The 21,139-nt window shown below is 60.5% G+C and carries 16 protein-coding genes and 1 pseudogene; 10 read left to right on the top strand and 7 right to left on the bottom strand.

The window, feature by feature from the left end; translation table 11 throughout:
* Window positions 1–321 precede the first annotated feature (321 nt).
* Together ACZY0R_RS40485 and ACZY0R_RS40480 are read left to right on the top strand one after the other, a co-directional pair.
* On the top strand, window positions 322–2,457 hold the full coding sequence (locus ACZY0R_RS40485; RefSeq protein ID WP_488867076.1) for a phosphocholine-specific phospholipase C: 2,136 nt from the start codon (window positions 322–324) through the stop codon (window positions 2,455–2,457).
* 180 nt (window positions 2,458–2,637) lie between these two features.
* The gene (locus tag ACZY0R_RS40480) at window positions 2,638–3,468 is read left to right on the top strand and encodes an HAD-IIA family hydrolase (protein WP_488867074.1); all 831 of its coding nucleotides are present in this window, start codon (window positions 2,638–2,640) and stop codon (window positions 3,466–3,468) included.
* Window positions 3,469–3,475: 7 nt separating this feature from the next.
* Here the strand turns inward: ACZY0R_RS40480 and ACZY0R_RS40475 are convergent, their stop codons facing one another.
* The 4 genes from ACZY0R_RS40475 to ACZY0R_RS40460 all read right to left on the bottom strand — a co-directional run bounded on the left by ACZY0R_RS40475 (window position 3,476) and on the right by ACZY0R_RS40460 (window position 8,442).
* Window positions 3,476–4,309 (bottom strand): MurR/RpiR family transcriptional regulator, encoded by an 834-nt coding sequence (locus ACZY0R_RS40475; protein ID WP_488867334.1) that lies wholly within the window; start codon window positions 4,307–4,309, stop codon window positions 3,476–3,478.
* A gap of 196 nt (window positions 4,310–4,505) precedes the next feature.
* The gene (locus ACZY0R_RS40470; protein WP_488867072.1) at window positions 4,506–6,062 is read right to left on the bottom strand and encodes a M81 family metallopeptidase; all 1,557 of its coding nucleotides are present in this window, start codon (window positions 6,060–6,062) and stop codon (window positions 4,506–4,508) included.
* Window positions 6,063–6,076: 14 nt separating this feature from the next.
* Entirely contained in the window at window positions 6,077–7,105 is a 1,029-nt protein-coding gene (locus ACZY0R_RS40465) for a Bug family tripartite tricarboxylate transporter substrate binding protein (RefSeq protein WP_488867070.1), read from the bottom strand.
* Between the two features lie 200 nt (window positions 7,106–7,305).
* Window positions 7,306–8,442 carry a DSD1 family PLP-dependent enzyme gene (locus tag ACZY0R_RS40460; RefSeq protein ID WP_488867332.1) on the bottom strand — a complete coding sequence of 379 codons (1,137 nt, stop codon included), beginning with the start codon at window positions 8,440–8,442 and terminating at the stop codon, window positions 7,306–7,308.
* Between the two features lie 180 nt (window positions 8,443–8,622).
* Between ACZY0R_RS40460 and ACZY0R_RS40455 the strand changes: the two genes are divergently transcribed.
* Window positions 8,623–9,552: a LysR family transcriptional regulator gene (locus ACZY0R_RS40455; RefSeq protein ID WP_488867068.1), complete on the top strand. Its 930-nt coding sequence runs from the start codon at window positions 8,623–8,625 to the stop codon at window positions 9,550–9,552.
* A gap of 122 nt (window positions 9,553–9,674) precedes the next feature.
* Window positions 9,675–10,214 (top strand): annotated as a pseudogene (locus ACZY0R_RS40450) (integrase); the annotation flags it as partial.
* Window positions 10,215–10,957: 743 nt separating this feature from the next.
* Here the strand turns inward: ACZY0R_RS40450 and ACZY0R_RS40445 are convergent.
* A complete protein-coding gene (locus ACZY0R_RS40445; protein WP_488867066.1) occupies window positions 10,958–11,281 on the bottom strand; it encodes an H-NS histone family protein in 324 nt (107 codons plus the stop codon).
* Window positions 11,282–11,766: 485 nt separating this feature from the next.
* Here ACZY0R_RS40445 and ACZY0R_RS40440 point away from each other — a divergent pair, with 485 nt between their 5' ends.
* From ACZY0R_RS40440 to ACZY0R_RS40420, 5 genes are all read left to right on the top strand, one after another.
* Window positions 11,767–12,141 (top strand): PHA-granule associated protein 4, encoded by a 375-nt coding sequence (locus tag ACZY0R_RS40440; RefSeq protein WP_488867064.1) that lies wholly within the window; start codon window positions 11,767–11,769, stop codon window positions 12,139–12,141.
* Between the two features lie 325 nt (window positions 12,142–12,466).
* Window positions 12,467–12,724, top strand: coding sequence for a VOC family protein (locus ACZY0R_RS40435; protein WP_488867062.1), 258 nt, complete (start codon window positions 12,467–12,469; stop codon window positions 12,722–12,724).
* 472 nt (window positions 12,725–13,196) lie between these two features.
* The gene (locus tag ACZY0R_RS40430) at window positions 13,197–13,403 is read left to right on the top strand and encodes a type II toxin-antitoxin system VapB family antitoxin (RefSeq protein ID WP_488867060.1); all 207 of its coding nucleotides are present in this window, start codon (window positions 13,197–13,199) and stop codon (window positions 13,401–13,403) included.
* Entirely contained in the window at window positions 13,400–13,780 is a 381-nt protein-coding gene (locus tag ACZY0R_RS40425; RefSeq protein WP_488867058.1) for a type II toxin-antitoxin system VapC family toxin, read from the top strand. The genes ACZY0R_RS40430 and ACZY0R_RS40425 overlap by 4 nt, the downstream gene beginning before the upstream one ends.
* 881 nt (window positions 13,781–14,661) lie before the next feature.
* On the top strand, window positions 14,662–14,841 hold the full coding sequence (locus ACZY0R_RS40420) for a hypothetical protein (protein WP_488857125.1): 180 nt from the start codon (window positions 14,662–14,664) through the stop codon (window positions 14,839–14,841).
* Between the two features lie 1,443 nt (window positions 14,842–16,284).
* Here ACZY0R_RS40420 and ACZY0R_RS40415 read toward each other — a convergent pair.
* Window positions 16,285–17,799, bottom strand: coding sequence for an integrase catalytic domain-containing protein (locus ACZY0R_RS40415; protein WP_488867056.1), 1,515 nt, complete (start codon window positions 17,797–17,799; stop codon window positions 16,285–16,287).
* Between the two features lie 145 nt (window positions 17,800–17,944).
* Between ACZY0R_RS40415 and ACZY0R_RS40410 the strand changes: the two genes are divergently transcribed.
* Window positions 17,945–18,307, top strand: coding sequence for an IS66 family transposase (locus ACZY0R_RS40410; RefSeq protein ID WP_488867055.1), 363 nt, complete (start codon window positions 17,945–17,947; stop codon window positions 18,305–18,307).
* Window positions 18,308–18,499: 192 nt separating this feature from the next.
* Here ACZY0R_RS40410 and ACZY0R_RS40405 read toward each other — a convergent pair whose 3' ends face one another.
* Window positions 18,500–18,838, bottom strand: a complete 339-nt coding sequence (locus ACZY0R_RS40405; RefSeq protein ID WP_488867053.1) for a hypothetical protein — start codon at window positions 18,836–18,838, stop codon at window positions 18,500–18,502.
* Window positions 18,839–21,139: the final 2,301 nt, after the last annotated feature.

The following is a 21,139-nucleotide window of genomic DNA, read 5'->3' as shown; positions in this document are numbered from 1 at the left end:
TGGTCTTCCCCTGCTGCTTTCTGTTCCCTGAGCCGGTGCGCCATACCACCTCCGAGCCTGCCGGCTTTGCTTCCCCATGGTTACATTCAAGGAAAACTCCATGAAAACAAGTTCGTCCCGTAACGGCCTTGCTGTCGCGGCCGCACTCTTGTGCCTGATTCTCACCGCCTGCGGCGGCGGCGACGACTCCTCGGCGGCCTCGACACCGGCGACCAAGCCCGCACCCGCCACCCCTGGCCCGCAAGCGGCACCAACGCTCCATTGCGCACCCTGACAAGAAACGTCTTCCACTTACCATCGATCCATCCATTGACACCAATCATGACTAACCGACGCGATTTCCTACGTAGATCCGCCAGCGCCGTTGGCGCGGTTTCGGCCCTGTCCATGCTCCCTGCCTCAATTCGGAAGGCACTCGCCGTCAACGCCGCGGTTGACACCGGCACCATCCAGGATGTCAAGCATGTCGTGATTCTGATGCTGGAGAATCGCGGCTTCGATCACTACTTCGGCGCCCTGCGTGGCGTACGTGGCTTTGGCGACCGCTTCCCGATACCACTCCAGAGCGGTAAGGACGTTTGGTTCCAGTCGGACGGTACGAAAGAGATTCCGCCCTACCACATGGACGGGACCACGACCAAGGCGCTGCAATCACCGAGCACGCCGCACAGCTTCAAGGACTCGCAGGCCGCCTGGGACCAGGGCAAGATGGGGTTCTGGCCGCGCTTCAAGACCCAGTACACGATGGGTTACCTTCGCCGTGAAGACATCCCCTTCCATTACGCGCTGGCCGACGCCTTTACAATTTGCGATGGCTACCACTGCTCCGTCACCAGCGGCACCGACCCCAACCGCGTGGTCTTTTTCTCTGGCTCCGGCTTCGACCCCGTGCTCGCCAAGCAGGGCATCAACAGCAACGACCGGACCTCGGAGCCCGACAACGACCGCTGCTGGATCACCGGCACTATGCCGACCCCAGGCTACACCTATGCGGACAACGCACTCACTTGGCAAACGTTGCCGGACGTGCTCCAGAACGCTGGCGTGAGCTGGAAGATCTACCAGAATACCAACGACAACTGGACCGGCGCCATGCACGGCGGCCTGGCATTCCAGAGCTTCCGCAATGCGCAGCCCGGCTCAGCGTTGTATGTGAAGGGCATGACGGACTATTCGATTGCCGACTTGCGCAACGACGTGGTCAACGACACGCTGCCGGCAGTCTCGTGGATACTGTGCACGGCCGCGAACTCCGAGCACTCCGGCAACAGCAACCCGGCGATCGGCGCCAACTATACCTCGCAGGTGCTGGAAGCCGTGACTGCCAACCCGGAGGTCTGGGCCAAAACCGTGTTCTTCCTCACCTATGACGAGAACGATGGTCTATTCGACCACCTGCCGGCGCCAGCACCACCCTCGTACAATGCTGATGGCACGCTGGCCGGCAAGGCAACGTTGCCGCTCGACGGCGAGTACTTCTCCGATCCGACACGCGCCCGTCTCCTCGCCAGTGACACCATCAGCGGTACCGTGCGCCCATTTGGCCTGGGCGCACGCGTACCGATGTATGTGATCTCGCCATGGAGCAAGGGTGGCTGGGTCAACTCGCAGGTTTTCGACCACACCTCCGTGGGCATGTTTCTCGAGAAGCGTTTCGGCGTCACCGTCGACGCCATCAGCCCGTGGCACCGCGCAGTATGCGGCGACCTGACCTCATGTTTTGACTTCGTGTCGCCCAACGATCCAAAGTGGCCAGCATTGCCCGACACTAGTAATTACGCCGCAGTCCTGGCCGCGCAGAGCTCGCTGCCCACCCCGAGCGCACCGGCCACGCCACAGCCGCTGTTCCAGGAGCCCGGCACCCGCTTTTCGCGCGCGCTGCCCTACGAGTTGCACACCAGCGCACGCATCCAACCAAACGGCTTGGTGTCGCTGACGTTCAGTAACACCGGCGCTCAGGGCGCGGTGTTCCATGTCTACGACAAGCTGCACCTCGACCGCATTCCCCGCCGCTACACCGTGGAAGCAGGCAAGACGGTGACCGACGACTGGAACACCAGCGCGACCGACAGCGGAAAGTACGAGCTGTGGGTCTATAGCACCAACGGATTCGTGCGCACCTTCAAGGGCGATGCACTCGCCAGCAGCGCGGCCGACTTCCAGCCCGAAGTCCAGGTCTGCTACGAGCCGGTCAATGGCCAGGTCTACGTAAAGGTCCACAACACCGGCACCAAGAGCGGGACGGCGATGGTCCACTCCAACGCCTACCGCACCGACGGCCCATGGACTCTGGATGTAGCAGCAGGTGCGACTGGCGTGCTGAACTGGGACTTGAGCCAAAGCGGCCGCTGGTACGACTTTACCGTCACGGCTGCCAACTTCGAGCGCCGATTCTCGGGCCGCGTCGAAACCGGCAAGCCCGGCGTCAGCGATCCTGCCATGGCACTTCACCTATAGGCATGATCGTGCACGCGCAATGATTCAAGGAAGCTTCTTCTCGGGATGCAGCGTTCCAGATCGGAGGTGACCCGATACAACTGCTTTTTGCCTTGGATGGCGTCCAGTTGGACGCCATCCAAGGCTAAAGACGTAGCCAAACGTGGAGAGCTGGTTATTTCAATTCCAATGTATGTAGCAATGACAGATATCGGACCCTTGTCCTCGGGTAATCGTACGTCCCTCGTTCCGGGCTTCTCGCCCGCGGTGCGGTCACCTTGGCACGACCCAGCATGGCATTACCTTATCGATCTGGACGGCACGCTGATCCGCGACGGCGCGGCAATGCCGGGTGCGGCCGCGCTGCTTGAGGCGCTGCATGGGCGCTACGCGATCGTGTCGAACAACTCCACCGACACGGCGGTCGGCATGGCACGCAAGCTACGGAAGATGGGCCTCGTCGTTGCACCCGCGCAGCTCGTGCTGGCGGGCGAGATGACTGTGAACTGGCTGTGGCAAACCTCGCCCAGCGCGCGTGTGTATTTGCTTGGCAGCCCGGTATTGCGACGCTATGCCCAGCGGGTGGGCTGCAGGCTGGTGGAGCAGAACCCGGACGTCGTGTTGCTGGCGCTAGACCGCGCCTTCAATTACCGAAAATTGCTGCTAGCGGTGAACGTGCTGCGCACCGGCGCACGGTTGATTGTCACGAACCCCGATCTCAGCCATCCCGGTGGGAACGGCAGGCGCGTGCCGGAAACCGGTACGCTGCTGGCGGCGGTACTCGCCTGCGCCGACGTGCGTCCCGTGAGCATCATCGGCAAACCTTCCGATGTGCTGTTTCGGGAGGGCTTGCGACGGTTGCGGGCGAAGCCGTCGCAGACACTGATGATCGGCGACAATCCGGCAACCGATGCTGCGGGTGCGGTCGCGATGGGTATGTCCTATCTTCTCCTCGGTACAGGGCCTGAGGCTGAAGCGGAAACCCCCGCGCAGTTGCTTGAGACATGGGGCACCAGGCACACGCACTTGTAACCCGACATCAGTAGCGTTTAAGCGACAGTACGTCGAAGGTGTGGCGGATCGTCTTGACCGCGCGATCGTAGTCGCTTAGAGCGAGGCACGCGATCAGCACGTCGATGATCGCCAACTGCGCCAGGCGGCTGGTCATCGCTTCTGTGCGAAACTGGGTTTCGCGGGCCATCGTGAGCAGCACGACGTCGGAGAACGCCTGGATCGGCGATTTACCGAAATTGGTGATGCAAATGGTATGCGCGCCGGCCTCCTTCGCCAGCCGCGTCGCAGTTACGGTTTCATGCGTGCTACCGGAATGGGAGATGGTCAGTACGGCGACATCCGGCCCGGTCAGCGCAGCGCTGATTACCTGCATATGCGAATCGATAACGGCCTTGGCGTTGAGGCCGATACGCAGCATGCGGTAGTGGGCATCCTCTGCAATCGTTGCCGCACTGCCGATACCGTAGATCTCGATGCGCTTAGCCTTCTTCAGGATGCGTACCGCGCGCTCCAGCGCCCCGACATCCAGGGTTGACTGTGTGTCGTGCAGGGTCTGCACATTGCTCTGAAAAATCTTGCGCACGACAGCAGCAGCGTTGTCGTTCGGTTCCAAGTCTTCGTGAATCATTTGTACCGGCCGCACGGTCTCCTGCGCCAACACTATCTTCAACTGCTGAAAGCCCGTAGCACCGAGCGTCTTGCACAGGCCGACCACGCTGCCCTCGCTGGCCCCGGCGCGCTCCGCCACTTCGCTGACCGACATATGCATCACTTCCTGCGGATGTTGCGCGATAAAGTCGGCAATGCGCTGGCCGGTAGCCCCCAGCGTGTCGCGGATGCTCTCGATGCGCGCCACGATGGCCGTCAGCGCCGGTTGCTGCGGTTTCGGGGGCGCCTTCTTCGAAGGTTTGTTTTTCGTTGGCATGGAGTGGATGTCGCTCGCGCGTCCGCCGTTGCGGACAGGTCGCCGCCATTGTAGAGGACCTTGGCGTTGAAAGCGTTGACTATCATCCACATACGCCGTAATGGCGAGCGATCTGCATGGCTCGCAAGCCTCATTGCCTTTCTTCCGGCTTGTACAACAGGCGGACGCGCGGCGCCCATTCTGTCATGGTATCAATGGGAACAACGGGACCGGGCAGACGCTGGAAGTCGAAACGGGACAATACCGGCGATGTCAGCCCGGGGGCGTCCACACTGAGTATCTGCTCTGGCGCGAAGAACTCGTCGAACGCGGCACGGAAATGGCCCCGCGATTTCACCACCACAGTGCGCGCAGCCGCGATATCGATGCCAAACATTTCGAAGAACATGGGCTCGTGGCATTGATGACGGTTGCTGATCACCACCACCTGCACGCCTCCAACCTGCAGCAAGGCCGAGGGGCCCAGGTTAAAGCTACAGCCAGCCAACTGGCCCCGCCGTCCGACGCCTTTTCCGGAATGCAAGCGCAGCACTGTAGCGGGCGCGCTGAACGGCGACGAGTACGTGGCGGTTTCCTCGCGATTGAAGCGGGCGGTGAACGAAGCGCCGACGCCAAGCGCCTGCGCCTCGGCGCTCAGTGACGGGTCCGTGACAACCCCCAGGATCGCGTAATTGACGCCGCCTTCCAATAGCGCCTGCAGCAGGAATGGCGTGTTGCCGCGCCCGCCCCCACCCGGGTTGTCGGCCACATCGGCCAAGAGTACTGCGTGCAGTGAAGAGTCGCGGCCAGCCGCGCTTGCCAAAGCCACAGCTTGTTCGAGCGGCACCAACTCGGGCGTGAAGGCGGCCCGCCCTGCCCATGCTGGCGTGACCAGGTCCAGGGCAGTTTGACGCGCGAACTCGGCATCGTTACGGGTCGAGACGATCACCGTCATTCCATTCTTTGGTGTGTCTCCAAAGACGAACCCGCCCAGGGCCGAGATATTGACGATTCGTGGATCATCGAATGCTTCTGCCGCCTGGATCATGTCCGCGTATGGCCCGGTGCCGGGGGCGGTCAACAGCTGCGTCGGTGGTGCGCAAACCGGCATGCGCACATGGGCCACGGTCACGCGCATGCCGCGCAGCAGTTCCATCAGCACATCGGCCGCGTCCGCCCCCCGTTCGGCCATGTCGGTATGGGGATTGCGGCGATAGGAAATGAGCGTGTCAACGTGGTCGACCATCCGGTCGGACACATTTGCATGCAAATCGACGGTGGCTACGATGGGAACCAAGGGGCCAACGATAGACCGCGCCAACTCGAAAACGAGGCCGTCCGGATCATCCTCCTCGGTGGTAATGGCGGCGCCGTGCTCACAGATGTAGACAGCGTCCAACGGCAAAGCTGCACGTAGTCCCTGCTCGAAGATGGCTAATGTCTCGGTGAAGAAAGCGTGATCGACCGGGCCGCCCGATTCTGCGTTCGCGAACAGGATCGGCACGGGGATCCATGCACCGTTGGCATCCATGCGCCGGACGAAGGCTGGGATCTCCGGCGTCATGGCAGGTGCGGGACTGCGCGCATCCGCCAGCAACGCCTCGCCGGCCAGGTAAGCGCGGTCCACAAAGTCGGCCCGCGTGGAAACCGGGGCAAAGCGGTTCGATTCGATGGCGAAGCCTAAGATTGCAATGCGGGGGCTAGACATGGTCGGCGGGACGCTCAGTTCTGTTTGGGGATATGCGCGGTTTCGATGAGACCAGACCATTTCTTCTGTTCGCTGGCGATGAAACGCACGAACTCTTCGCGGGTGCCGGTGCCTGCCGATGCGTTGGCGTCGGTCAGCTCCTTGCGCAAGGCATCGGTCTTCAGCACTTTTTCCAGCGCGGCGCTAACCCGGTCGACGATCGGCTGTGGTGTTCCCTTGGGAAATACCAGACCGCCCCATGAGACGTTCTCGTAGCCTTTCAGTCCGGACTCGTCCAGGGTCGGCAGATTGGGATAGAGTGGAATACGCTCACGGCTGGTGATCGCCAGCGCGCGCAGCTTGCCGCTTTTGACTAGTGGCCATGCGACCGAGGCATTGGTAAACGTGTAGTCAAGCCGGCCGCCGGCGAGGTCGGTGAGGGACGGCGGGTCGCCGTTGTACGGGATGAACAACACGTCGATGCCGGCCATCTTCTTGAATAGCTCACCGCCCATGTGGCCACTGCTGCCGGTACCCGCCGCGGCGTATGACAGCTTGCCGGGCTCCTTCTTGGCCAGCGCAATCAGTTCGGCGACGTTCTTGATCGGGGAGTCGCCACGAACCACGAGCAGGTTGTAGATCGAGAACATGCGGCCCACGGGCACAAAGTCCCTTTGCGCATCATAGGGAAGCTTGCTGAACAGGCCCGGGTTGATAGCCAACGTGTTGATGTTGCCATAGCCGAGCGTGTACCCGTCCGGCGCGGCGCGCTTGACCATCGCCATGCCGATGTTCCCTGCGGCGCCCGGGCGATTGTCGACGACGAAGTTGGCGTTGGTAGCTCTCGCGAGGTGACTCAGCACAATGCGGCTCAGTACGTCGCCCGATCCACCGGCAGCAGAAGCGACGATTACGGTGACGGGCTTATGGGGCCACGGGTCCTCCGCCGCCTGAGCGGACGAGGTGAGACTGCAGGCCGCACCAAAAGCGAAAGCAGCGAAAGCGGTCGTGAATCGCATGATGCGACCTACGAAAGAAGAGTGAGGGAGGCGTTTGAAATTCATGATCTTTCCTAAAGTCTTTTCCTGCCATTGCTCGTGACAAGCAAGTCGGCCGGGTAATGATCTACTCCTTTGTGTGTCAGGATTGGTCTCCTCCCTGCGCGATTGAACGCGCCTGCATCGCTTGAACGATGCGGGGGCCACAGCGGCTTGCCGCGCTGGCCAAGCCTGCCGGAGTGGCGACTCGTACGTCGCCGCGCAACTCACCAGCCATGGAAACGCTCCCAGGTCGTGAGCTTTCCGCCCTCAGCGAGCGCTCGGTACTCGGGGAACTGCGCTCCTGTCGCGCAGGCGTGGTTCGGCAGAATGCGCAAGCGCGTGCCCACCGGAAAGCGATGGGAGATGTCCGCATCGGGTCCACCTTCGCGCGACACGATGCCGTGCTCCTGGTTAGCGCCACTCAGCAGATAGCCTGGCAACACCGTGCCGTCTATCGTGCAGACCTGCCCATATCCATAGTCCCGCCTCTGCTTCTGGGTTCCTCGATCGCGGCTCATGGCCATCCACCCTGCGTCCACGATAATCCAACCCTTGTCGCTCTGATGGCCTATCACCGTCGTCAGCACACTAAGCGCTATCTCATCGGTGGTGCAGACACCGACGTTGTTCATCACCAGGTCAAAAAGAACGTAAACTCCGGCCCGCACCTCGGTCACCCCCTGGAGTTGCACGGCCGCAAGAGCCGTCGGGGTCGAGCCGACGCTGATCCCTGGACAGGGAAGGCCCGCCGCACGCAGGCGCTCCGCCGCACGCACGCAGCCGACGCGTTCGTGCTCGGCCAAGGCCGTCAACGCCTCAGGCGTATCGAGCTCGTAGCTCGAGCCTGCGTGGGTCAACACGCCACCAAGGCGCATACCCCCGTCGTGCAATACGCGCCCGACCTCCAGGAGCGCTGAGTCTTCAGGCTGGATGCCCGAGCGGTGGCCGTCCGTGTCGATCTCGATCCACACATCGAAGGCATCACCGTTCGCTCTGCCGAAGTCGGCAATCGCCCGAGCCGAGTCAATGCCGTCTGTGAGTATCTTCAAATCGCAACCGCGCCGGCGCAATGCCAGCGCTTGTGGAAGCCGGTGCGGCGCCATGCCAACCGCGTAGAAAATGTCTGTCACACCTGCGGCAAGGAATTGCTCGGCTTCCTTGAGCGTGGAGACAGTGATTCCATGCGCTCCGGCCGCGAGTTGGGCACGCACGACAGGTGTGCATTTGCTGGTCTTAACATGCGGCCGGAACCGCACGCCCAGCGCATCCATGCGCTGCTGCATGCGCTCAATATTGTGCTGCATGCGCGCCAGGTCAATGATCGCTGCTGGGGTGTCAACGGTGTGAAGGGAAAAGTACATGTCGAATGGCAAGGAAAATTGGTTGCAGGCTGGACGGTCACAGAATGCGCGCCCCGGGGACGAGCAGCGTCCTCCTGTGTCGGCGCGCTGAAGGTGGTGCCGGTGCATACGAAGCCACTGTAGTCAGTCAGGTCGTCAATGTGGTTAAATGTCTGGAAATCTATTGTTAAGCTGAATTGAATGATCCGCATCGAGGACTTGCAGCTGGTATCTGCATTAGCGCGGGCGCCATCGCTCAGTGCCGCAGCGCGCACGCTCGACGTTACCCCGCCAGCGTTGTCTATGCGCTTACGCAAACTTGAGATGACGCTGGGACTCGCACTTGCCACCCGTACCGCTCATCGCCTCAGCCTGACCCCGGAAGGGGAGCGCTTCGCTCACGAAGCTGAACTCCTCCTACGGCAATTGGAGTCGCTGCCTGAATCCTTCCAGCGCGACGACCGGCAGTTGACTGGAATCCTCCGTATCTCTGCCCCCTTTGGCTACGGTCGCCAACGTATCGCACCGATGCTCGCGCGCTTCGCGCGTCTCCATCCTGGGCTACGGCTGCAGCTGGATCTCCGGGAGACGCCATGGCCAGACCGCCACGATGCGGACGCCGTGGTCCACGTAGGCACAGTGAAGGAATCTTCGTGGATTGCCCGCACGCTGGCCTCCAATGAGCGATGGCTGTGTGCCAGCCCAAGCTACCTGAGCGCGCATGGGGTGCCCCAGGTGCCGCGCGATCTGCTGGCGCACGCATGCATCTGCATCCGCGAGAACGATGAGGACGTAACACTGTGGCATGTCCGAAAAGCATCAACCCGTGCGCTCCGGCGGCCAAGCCCCGGGGAGGCGCTTCGCGTCGCACCCGCCTATACCACTAACGATGGAAGCGTGGCTCGCCACTGGGCCGAGAAAGGTATGGGATTGGTTCTGCGATCAGAATGGGATGCCGCCGAGGCGGTGGCTAGTGGCGCACTGGTGCGTGTACTGGCCGACTGGCAATTCGACAGTGCGCCAGTCACCCTTCTTGTTCCGACACGCAAGGGCCGCACCGCCCGCGTGCAAGCCCTTCTGCAATTCTTCGAACAGACGCTGGGTCAGCGGACCGATAGCGCTAGCGACTGAGATGCGTTTGTCGTACCGGTCGGCAGGCATACGTGCGCACCCAAAGCAACTGATGCGGACGCCTGCGGCAAGCAAGCGCTCGCGGCCGCGTCGCAGGACTTCCTCCACAGACTTGAGTCTCCGTAGCCGGCAACCCACTGTCCCTGGCACGCAGCCGACGGGGCCAGTCCAAGCCCCGCATCACGCGCTACCTCAGCCACGCCATGTGGCAGGCGGTCACGTACACCATCAAAGCGATGCCGGGCTCGAGCGACGGTGCGACCGAGCGCGAGCGCCTGCACGCGGCGCGCTGCCGCTGGCTCTTCACGGTGCTGTATCTCGGCGGCCTGCGCGCGGCGGAAGTGGCTGAAACCCGCATGGGCGCCTTCTTCTGCCGGCGTGACCGCGACGGCGTGGAGTGCTGGTGGCTGGAGGTGACCGGCAAGGGCAACAAGACGCGGCTGGTGCCGGCCACGGTCTGCGCGCCGGCGCCGCATCCCGGCGAGGCGCGCCCCATCGTGCTGCCGATCATCGGCAAGGAAAAGCCCTTGTCACGCGGTGCGCTGCACCTGATGCTGAAGGAAGTGTTCGGGATGGCCGCCGAGCGCCTGCGCTCACGCGGCCCCGCGTGGGAAAGCGGTGCCGCGGTGCTGACCAGCGCGTCGGCGCACTGGCTGCGCCATCAGGAGTGGAAGCTTTTCGGGCGCCACCAGCCTCTTTGCACAGCGACCCGCTTGCCTAGATCATCTTTGACCTGATCGTCGGCGCGGGCGGGATTCTACTACTAGCAAGTACGCTGGTCGCGTCAGGTCCCAATTGGACAAGGTCAAGCGATCGCGGGGCACTGCAAGCGGTAGGCCCTCGAGTGCAGTTAGGTCTCCTGTAGAAGCGGCCCAGCCCAGCCACTTGTTGGGGGACTGTTTTGTCCCTTGGATAATCCCGCCATTGGCGGGGTACTGAAACTGCTGCAACGCAACATACTTACCCACGGCGACTTGAGTGACCCCGTGTTGCCATTCCTCGAGGGTGTGGGCGTCAACCCTGCCGCCTACACCCTTTTTTTACCAGGTTCCCGTTAAACCCCAGAGGGAAAACAGCGTTACTGCTTCGATGCCTTGATACTGGTGCGCGTGCCGCGTTTGATCAGCTTTCCGGTTACAAGCCTTCCCCCAGGGACGCCTTCTCTGACGCGGGAGTCACTAGCAAGGCCGAGGACGGACCGCAAAAAATCCTTTATATTGCTCAGCACGCGCAAAAACGACTACCCGCTCCACTAATACCGCGATATGAAAGAAGCGCGAATAGAGAGCGGGCAAACCTAGACATGCGGGGATATTGCCGCGTCGCTAACGCCATGAGACAGCTTTGGCAGCAACTCCTCAGGCCAAGGAATTTCAACTCGGCAAACGGATTCCGGTGCTCCTGCTCACGCCTCTGGAATCAGGAACTTGTCGCGATTCTTCCCCAGCCACGCCGGTGCACGACCACGCCCGGTCCAAGTGGCGCCGGTCTTCGGGTCCATGTATTTTGGCGGCAGCGAGGTTTTCTCTTTTGCCGGAGCCTTAGCCTGATCGCTAGCTGCCGGGCGCCCACGGCGTCGTTTCGGAGCCAAGTCCTCAACGGTGAGTTCGTACTCTGCCATCAAACTCTGGATCTTCTCAACAACTCCAGCGACCTCGCTTTGACGAACCTCAGCGAGCTGGGTTTCGAGCTTTTCTTTTTCTGCCAGCAATTGTTTGTAGGTAGCCATGTCGATCTCCATCAATTAAGAACAGTTCGATATCCTACAGCACATCACCGAATTTTCACCAACTCCTTGCTTGTAGTCCGCTGGGTAATATTAAGCCCATATTTAAGCGAGTGAATTCAGAGCAAGCAGCCAGTGTGCAGAATGATGTACGGACAAACAAGCTTTTCGCCGATAGTCGGCAACCCCAAGCAGAAATTGCTGAACAAGAAACCAACAAGGCCCTCGCTGTGACCGTGGCACCGGGGGAATGGCCAATGCCAACGCCAGGGCGAACATCCAACTAGCTGAATGAAGCGTGTTCCAGAAGTGCGACGAAATCGCAGCTCCCCTCTCCTTGTGCCACCGAGTCCGCCCCCGCATTCCGCAGTGCCCGCACCCGTCAATCGCCGTAAAAGCCATCGAGCTCGAGGCTCCGCTGGCGGCTACAATATTGTGAGGGCGCAGGGCCTGGCCCATATGCGCCGAGAAAGTGAGTGGAGAAGTAAATGGCGACAGCTCGAGCTGGCACCAAAGGGGAGGCACTAAGACTCCTCGGGACAGAAGGCGTGACGGTGGTGGAACTGGACTATGAGGCTGGCTGGCAAGATGCGATCGAACTTGGTCGGCTCGGCCAGAAGGCAGGGATACGCGTGGAATATCGCGGGCAAGAGAACGTCGCAGTCAAATCTCCAACGGCATTGGTTGCCGGCCTAATGCGGCCAAAAGCGACCTTCCGGCAGCGAAACCTCTATTGCCAGTTCGAGTTGAGCGGACTGCCGACAGCTGCGCTGGAGAGCCTGGAGGCAAAGGCGTCCAAACTGGGGGACTATATCCTCGCCGGGCGTTTGATGCGGGAAGTGGAGGCGGTATGGGAAGATTAAATACGTTTCCCCCTGGCACCCTGCCACCGCACTTGACACGTTAGTGCAGAAAACGCGGGCGAGTACAGGCCACCCCAAAAAAAGTGCAATGTGCCGTGTAACTATTGTCAGGCCAAAGCCTTGAGGCCGCTGATTTCGTTACCCTGCTACTTCGAGTGCACGCAAGCAGACGACATGCGCCCAACTCAAGGACGGGTGTCCCAGACGGTCAATGTTGCACTGGTATATTCCCAACGCGCACGTTACGAAGCGCCTTATGCGACGTACCAGACATACGACAAGACAGTACTCAACTACACTTCCGCTGTGGTTCGTCGGGTGCGACATGGCCATCCAGCTCAACCACACCATCGTCTTTTCTCATGACAAGAAGGTGTCCGCCGACTTCCTCTGCGAGATCCTCGGACGTCCCGTGGCCATGCCCTTCGGGCCGTTTCTTGCCGTACGGCTGGGCAACGATGTCACCCTGGGCTTCATGGACGCGGAAGGCGATGTTGCCCTGCAGCACTTTGCCTTTCTGACCAGCGACGTCGAATTCGAGCAAAGCCTCGCCCAAATCGTGGCGCGCAATCTGGTGTACTGATCGGACCCATACCGCCGCCGCCCCGGCGAGGTCAGCACGAACGATGCCTGCCGCAGAATCTATTTCGAGGATCCGAGCAAGCATTTTCTGGAAATCTCCACGAAGGGATAAGACGCATGCGCGTCGAGCGGAAGAGGCGCGACGAGTGCCACGGGCTTCGACATTCCATGTTGGAGGCGATATGAGGTCCCGAAAGCGCTGCGCTGCATTGCCGGTCGCGGCCGCGACGTTCAGGACGACTTGCGCGGTACAGGAGTTCGATGACATCGAGCAGCTTGCGCTCAACGGCTTCGGTATGCTCGCCGCGCGCGGGCGGCCCATGCCGTGTTGCTGTCCCATGCCTACGGGCTGCATCTGGCCATTACTGCCGCCCCACATGCGTGCAACTGCGAAAAACGCCATGCTTCGCGCGCCTTGCCGAGATGCTGTTTTTGGTGCAAACTTACATCAATTTTGAGGCAAGGAGCACGTTATGCGCACTACCGTCACAATCGACGACGCCCTCTATGAACAGGCGCTAGAGGTGGCCGACCCCAGCATGGACAAATCTGACCTCTTTCGGGAAGCGATTAAGACTTTCGTCCGGGTACAAGCGGCCAAGCGCCTCGCGGCCCTCGGTGGCACCGCTCCAGACATGCAAGATGTGCCGCGTCGCCGTATGGAGCCTCAAGCTAAATGAGCGTACTCGTCGATGCCTCAGTATGGGTAGATCATTTTAGGAACCGCAATGACGCATTGGTCAATTTGATCCTATCGGATCAAGCACTGACCCACCCTATGGTCGTGGTTGAATTGGCTTGCGGGACGCCTCCAGCACCACGTACTCGGACACTCGGGGACATTGGACTGTTGCAGCCTGCCAAGCAGGCGAGCCTTGCAGAGGTAATGGCGTTTATCGAACACGAAAAATTGTATGGGCTAGGTTGTGGCCTAGTGGACATTTCATTGCTGGCTTCCGCTCTGATCACACCAGGTGCGCAACTATGGACACTGGACAAGCGTCTCGAAGATTTGTCGGTGCGTTTTGGTGTGGCGCATCGACCCAAGCTTCACTAGGTGCAGTGGTCCCGCGCCAGGCGTCGATCGGACGCTCGCGCGCCACTGAATCATCGGCGTGATATTTGGCAACCGCCATCCCTACGCCATCGTCCGCTCCCGTTTCGGCCCCGCAATTTCGACGATACCATTGACGGGGTCGGCAAGCGCGTGGTCCGGCACACCTAGGCGACGCCCAGGCGTTTGGCTTTGGCGGCCACATCGTCACCCAAGGGCGCAAAGCCAGCTCCCCGAAAGGGAGGCGTGCCTTGGTAATGGGCGCCGTCGGGATGGCAATCAACTCCCGATCACATCGGCCTAGTGTGATCGCGACCTGGACAATATCCATCGGGCAACGTGCCACGAAATTGGCGGGAGGAATTACGGGTATCGGCAACTCCGCCTGCCGAAGCGCATCCTCATTCCGGTGGACTGCCCCGCGTTGAAATCGTCGTCCTACTGGTGCGTGAACGCCGGCCTCCGCACAGCACGCTATGGTTTTCCACGGTCAGCTTGAACAGCGCATGAGCGCGACGATGCTGGCGCGAGAGCCGTTCGGTAAGCACATCATCCACATTGCCCTCGACATTCGCTTGTAGTCACCGCTCACCGGCACTTGGGCCTCGGCATCAGCGCGCTCGCTACTAGATCGGGTGTCCCGCTCGTGCAGAAGGTCCTTCTGGCCGACTCTCACGCCACGTCGCTCACGTGCGAGGTGGCCTGTGCTACAAAACGTAACTTCTCAACAAGCCGGGGCAAGACCAGGTGGTGAGGCGTGGCCGGTGACTGGAATGTCGGCGTGGAAATATCGGCGCGAGCTTGCCGCAAGCCGCAACGCGTTCCACTTGTAAACGCTGGGTGGGGATGTTAACTTTCGCCGTCGCCATTCACGCTGCCCGATCATGACCACTTGCCAAAAATTCACGCCGCCGGACATCGCGCGAGAAGGATTGACGCCAAAAGAACTTGAGGTGTTGGCATGGGTTGAGGGATTGGTCGACATGGCCAATGGCTTGCAGCAGGAGACGGAGCAACTGGAACAGGAACTCGCCGAGCTGAGAAGAGCGGAAAAGCGCGCGTAGCCTGACTGCGGCCGTGAAGAAGAAGCTTGTTGCGCCGTTCATTGCCGAGGCCGAACTCACGCCGGCGGTGCTGAAGCTGCTGGCCTGGGGTGAAGGTCTGGTGGAGCTCATCCATCGTCTGGTGGAGAACGCGGGGCACATGAAGGACGAAGTCGCAGTGCTCAAGGGAGAGAAGAAGCGCCCGACGTTCAAACCAAGCCGTATGCATGAGGAGGCCGGCAATACCAGCGACTCCAATCGGCAGCAGGGCAAACCAGCCAGACGACGCGGTTCGCCCGCCAGGAGCAAGACGGGGCAGCTGAAGATTGATTGCGAGCAAGTCATCCAGCCGGCCGAGTCGATCCCGTCTGGCTCGCGGTTCAAGGGCTACCGGGATTTCGTGGTGCAGGACCTCGTGATGGGGACACACAATACGCGCTACCGGCTCGCACGCTGGCAGACCCCGGACGGTCAAACGCTAACCGGGCAGCTGCCCAAGGCCGTTGCCGGCAGCCACTTTGGCGCGACACTGGTCAGTTACGTGCTGTACCAATATCATCACTGCCACGTGACGCAGCCGCTGCTGTGCGAGCAGTTGCGGGAATGGGGTATCGAGATCTCGTCCGGGCAGATGAATGCGCTGCTGCAGGAGGACAAGGGGCGATTCCACGAGGAAAAGGAGGATCTGCTGTCGACGGGGCTGGCGCTCTCGGCGTATGTGACGGTCGACGACACCGGCACGCGGCATCAGGGCCGCAACGGCTACGTCACCCACATCGGTAACGAGCACTTCGCCTGGTTCAAAAGCACAAGCACGAAGAGCCGCATCAATTTCCTCGAACTGCTCGCAGCGGGACATGGCTACCAGGTCAACGACGAGGCCCTCTCCTCCATGAAAAAGCATGGGCTCCCACAGGCGTTCGTGGATGGGCTGCGTCAGCATGAGTGCGCGAGCTTTGCCGACCAGAGTGCGTGGCTGTCTCACCTGGACAGCCTGGGCATGGACGTTACCCGCCACCGGAACATCGCCACCGAAGGGGCGTTACTGGGCAGCCTGAGGCGACGTGGCGTCGCCCAGGATCTGGCCATCATCAGCGATGATGCGGGACAGTTCAATGTGTTGATTCACGGCTTATGCTGGGTCCACGCCGAGCGGCTCGTGCACAAGCTGCTGCCGCTCAATGACCTACATCGAGAGGATATTGCCCGTGTGCGCAGCGAAATCTGGTCGCTCTATGCGGATCTGAAGGAATACAAGCAGAATCCGACGATCCAGCGCAAAGCCGAACTGCAAAAACGCTTTGACTGGGCGGCGACAATCATTTTGTCCGGCGTGTTGCCTCACGAAGGAATGTTACCTGACGATTTGTTGTCGTTTTGCCTTCTTCTTCATCTCTTCTTTCATGGCTTGCCGGGCGCGAAGCGCCCGGCCCCCCTCGACCTCCAGATTTTTTGCGACTGTCTTTACACTTCAGTCGGCATGACGGCGGACTTGCGCAGGCCGCCCAGGACCATTTCTTTCGCGCGCTCAACACGCCACGCCTTGACTCGGCGCTGCAACGTCCGCAGTTGTGCCTTGCTGGCATACGCGTCCGGAACCATCGCGGCCAACAGATCCATCAATTCGGTGGCCGACGCAGAGGGCTCGGCAACCAACCACCCTTCGACAAGCGGCCACGCGTCAGCGAACGGATCCACCCGACTCCTCCACCAGTGCTTCGCGGTGGGCCGCTTGCGATGCGTTGGACGCGCCTCGCCGTCTATCCACGCCGAAGACAGGCTCGCGAGGAAGACGGCAACGTCTGATTCGCCCGCCGGCGCCGCTTCGGTACGCACGCCGTGGGCCGCGATGTCGCTCAATGTCTGCTGAGCAAGCCGGATCTCTTGCAGCAGCCGCACAGGATCCAGGCTTTTAAACTGCGCTGTCAGTTTCTCTTTGATCGAAGGCTCAACACTACCGTGGGCCAGAAGCCGATCGCATGGCGTCGCTGGTGCGAAGTAGACCTTGTGCACACGCGCGCCGTCGCGCGTCTTCGACTTCAACTTGAACGAAGGTTGGAAGAAGTTGATGTACAGCCGCGATGACGCATACAACTGCGCCGGAGCGTTCGTGGCATCGGCGCCGCTCAGGCGCCCAAATCCGACCAACCGCCGCACCACCGCGCCGTTCTTCTGCTCAACCCAGGCCTGGTCGTTCTTCTTGTAGGCCCGCGAACGGGTCTGCTCAAGGCGACGTCCCTTGCAGTAGTCGTAGACACTCTGGTTCATAAAGGCGCTGTCGTTATCCGAGTCCACTCCAAGCATCGCGAATGGCAGATCGGCAGCCACTTTGTCGAACCCTTCGATTACCAGCATCTGGTTGCGCGTCCGCATGGCCACGCATTCTGTCCAGCCGCTGGCGATGTCGGTCAACGTGAGGGTGTGGACGAAGTCACCGTCGGTCTTCGGGCCACCACAGTGTTCGACCATGTCGATCTCGAAGTAGCCGGGTGGCGGATCGCGCCAGTCGGCGAAGGTGCGTACCGGGATGCTGCGTCGGATGGCCGAGCCGACGCCTTTGCGGCGTTTGCGCTGCCCGTCGATGTGTGAACGCGTAGCGGCCAACATGCGATCGATGGTCGCTGCGCTGACTTGAAAGAGCTTGGCCTTGATGACCGGATCCAGGTCCAGATGGCCGTGCCGTTCCATGGCATCAACCAACGTCGGGATCAACGCCTTCAGGCGCTTGCCGCAGACCCTGTCGGCCGCTTCCCACAACACCGTCAACGCCTGGCGTACTGCCTCGTCGTACAGCCGGTTGCGTTCGCGCGTCGCCTTCGTTGCCGCGGAGGATCCCTGCTGCCGCAGCAGCCGGACGGCGTGCTTGCGGTGATACCCAGTCAGGGCCACGAACTCATCGAGAATCGTGATCCGGTCACCGAACGCTGCGCTGCGATACCGCACTCGCAGCGCTTCGACCAACTCCTTGCGTGTCGTCATGCTGATTTGCCTCGTCACGTTGCGCTGCTCCCGCCGGACAATCCGACTGGTAGCAAACTACGTGAGGCAACAGGTCAGCACGGGTTGCAGTTCTGATGAGTCAATGCGCCGGTCAAGATGTTTGTCGGTAAACCGGACATCCTGCTTGACGCTATCCATTGACGCAGTCTTCATCCAAAAGACCCGTTACGCGACGCTGGACCGTTTGCTCAGACGCCTTCACAAGAACAAGTCCGAGTTGCTCTTGGTGCTCGAACGCCCCGAGATCCCACTGCATACCAACGGCAGTGAACGCGACATTCGTGACCACGTGAAAAAGCAGAAGATCAGTGGCGGCACGCGCAGCGAACGCGGTCGTCAATGCCGTGACACCTTCTCGAGCTTGAAGAAGACCTGTCGAAAGCTGGGAATCTCGTTCTGGGACTACCTGGCCGACCGCATCTCACACACCAATCACATTCCCCTCCTTCCCCATCTCCTCAAACAGCGCATCGCTCTCTCCACCTGAGCGGCGTGCCGCCGTTTGCCCCGCTTTATTGAGAAGTTACGAAAATCCCGTTTCATGACGCGGAATTTTCAACGAGATTGGGAATTTCCCAACGGCGTACCGCTCACGTGCGACGTTTTGCTACGAAGTGGCAGGAATGCCTTGAGAGCGGATATGGATTCCGAACACCTTCGCGCGGGCTCAAATCCTGACTCAATCTAGCGCTGCGCAAATGAGTTTCTGCACTAGCTGTTCATGTTGCTCCAACGCCTCATCAAGCGTGCAGGCCCCATAGCTCTCGTTTTCTTCCGCCACCTTCCCAACAACACGAGTCACGAACAGTGGCGTGTCCCTAGGTGCTCGCTCAGACACCCCGCGGAAGCGGGTAGTGACCACGACGCCGCAGACTTCCAACAGCGTGCGGCGGAAGATCAGTTCGTTTTCAGCCATCCAGCGCGACCACTCGCCCTGGTCCAACACCTGGACAGGCCGGTTCTTCGCATCCAGGATATAGAAACGACTCCATCTGGGTGATACCGATCGGGATCTCATGGGAGGATGATTGGAGTGCGTTGCAGCCCGCCAATACTGAATGGTCTCCCTAAAGGGTAGTGGAGAACATGCACCCACGGATAAGTCGATTCCATGCCCTAGGCAGGGAAAGCCTCGCGATATTGTCAGCCCGTGGCCGGTATGGAATTATCGGCATTTGCTTTTACTATACAATCAGGCCGGACTCAAAATCGCAGAGGAACAATTTTGTTGCAATTCAAGCACTTACCTATGATTTTCCTGATGGAGGTTTATGGCCCAGTGTCACACGAACCCATTCTGCGATGGGAGTTCGTGCGAGTCCCCGTTCCCTGCGCTGCCGGCCGGCTCACAGCCAATTGCCGCCGCATGCCCAGGCGCCCCCCGCGTGCGGGACCAAGGGTTGAAGCGGTTGCCACACATAGAGAAAGAAGCCCGTATACCCTTACGCGTCGCCCTTGTACTTTCCATGGCCAAGCGAAACTGTTGCTCCAAAAGAGCGCTAGATAGTTGCCTGCCACCTCCCAGAACGCAGCGTGACCCGCGACGCTCAGGAATCACGGCATCGTCTCGTGGTCAGCTGCCCTCTCAGCTACCAGATAGCTACCCTCGAAGCCAAGCTGATATGCGCACTCCCCGGCCCTGGTAATGGCAGCGCGAGGGGTCAGTCAAAAACCCTGTGGCGGTAGCTATCAGATACTAGATAGCTAGCCTCGAAGCCAAGCCGGTATGCACGCTCCCCGGCTCCTGGCAATGGCAACGTTGGGGTCGGTCAAAAGCCCCCTGTGGCAGTAGCTATCAGTTCCCCTCTCAGCTACCAGATAGCTAGCCTCGAAGCCAAGTCGATATGCGCGCGCCCCGGCGCTGGTAATGGCAGCGTGAGGGGTCAGTCAAAAGCCCCTGTGGTGGTAGCGATCAGATACTAGCTAGCCTTGAAGCCAAGCTGATATGCGCGCTCCCCGGCCCTGGTAATGGCCGCAGCGTGGGGGGCAGTCAAAAACCCTGTAGCGGTAGCTATCAGCTACCCTCTCAGCTACTAGATAGCTACCTCGAAGCCAAGTCGATATGCGCGCTCCCCGGCTCCTGGTAATGGCAGCGTGGGGGGCAGTCAAAAACCCTGTAGCGGTAGCTATCAGCTACCCTGTCAGCTACTAGATAGCTACCCTCGAAGTCAAGCTGATACGCGCACTCCCCGGCCCTGGTAATGGCAGCGTGGGGGGCAGTCAAAAACCCTGTAGCGGTAGCTATCAGCTACCCTCTCAGCTACTAGATAGCTACCCTCGAAGCCAAGTCGATATGCTCGCTCCCCGGCCCTGGTAATGGCAGCGTGGGGGGCAGTCAAGAACCCTGTAGCGGTAGCTATCAGCTACCCTCTCAGCTACTAGATAGCTACCCTCGAAGCCAAGCTGATATGCGCACTCCCCGGCCCTGGTAATGGCAGCGCGAGGGGTCAGTCAAAAGCCCTGTAGTGGTAGCTATCAGATACTAGACAGCTAGCCTTGAAGTCAAGCTTGGATAGCGTCAAGCTGATATGCGCACTCCCCGGCCCTGGTAATGGCAGCGTGGGGGGTAGTCAAAAACCCTGTAGCGGTAGCTATCAGCTACCCTCTCAGCTACTAGATAGCTACCCTCGAAGCTAAGTCGATATGCGCGCTCCCCGGCTCCTGGTAATGGCAGCGTGGGGCAGTCAAAAACCCTGTGGCAGTAGCTATCAGCTACCCTCTCAGCTACCAGATAGCTACCCTCGAAGCCAAGCCGGTATGCGCGCTCCCCGGCTCCTGGTAATAGCACCGTTGGAGTCGGTCAAAAACCCCTGTGGGAGTAGCTATCAGCTACCCTCTCAGCTACTAGATAGCTACCCTCGAAGCCAAGCTGATATGCGCACTCCCCGGCCCTGGTAATGGCAGCGCGAGGGGTCAGTCAAAATCCCTGTGGCAGTAGCTATCAGCTACCCTCTCAGCTACTAGATAGCTACCCTCGAAGCCAAGCTGATATGCGCACTCCCCGGCCCTGGTAATGGCAGCGCGAGGGGTCAGTCAAAATCCCTGTGGCAGTAGCTATCAGCTACCCTCTCAGCTACCCTCTCAGCTACCCTCTCAGCTACCAGATAGCTAGCTCGAAGCCAAGCCGGTATGCACGCTCCCCGGCTCCAGGTAATGGCAACGTTGGAGTCGGTCAAAAACCCCCTGTGGCAGTAGCTATCAGCTACCCTCTCAGCTACTAGATAGCTAGCCTAGAAGGCAAGCCGGTAGTCCGCGCCCCCCGGGCACCTCGCGATGGCAGCGTGGGCGTGCAAATCGACTATCAGATAGTTACCCGTTT

It is taken from the genome of Cupriavidus sp. F041 (assembly GCF_057814235.1).
Note: the sequence above shows the minus strand (reverse complement) of the source record. Positions and strands in the feature narration are given on the sequence as shown.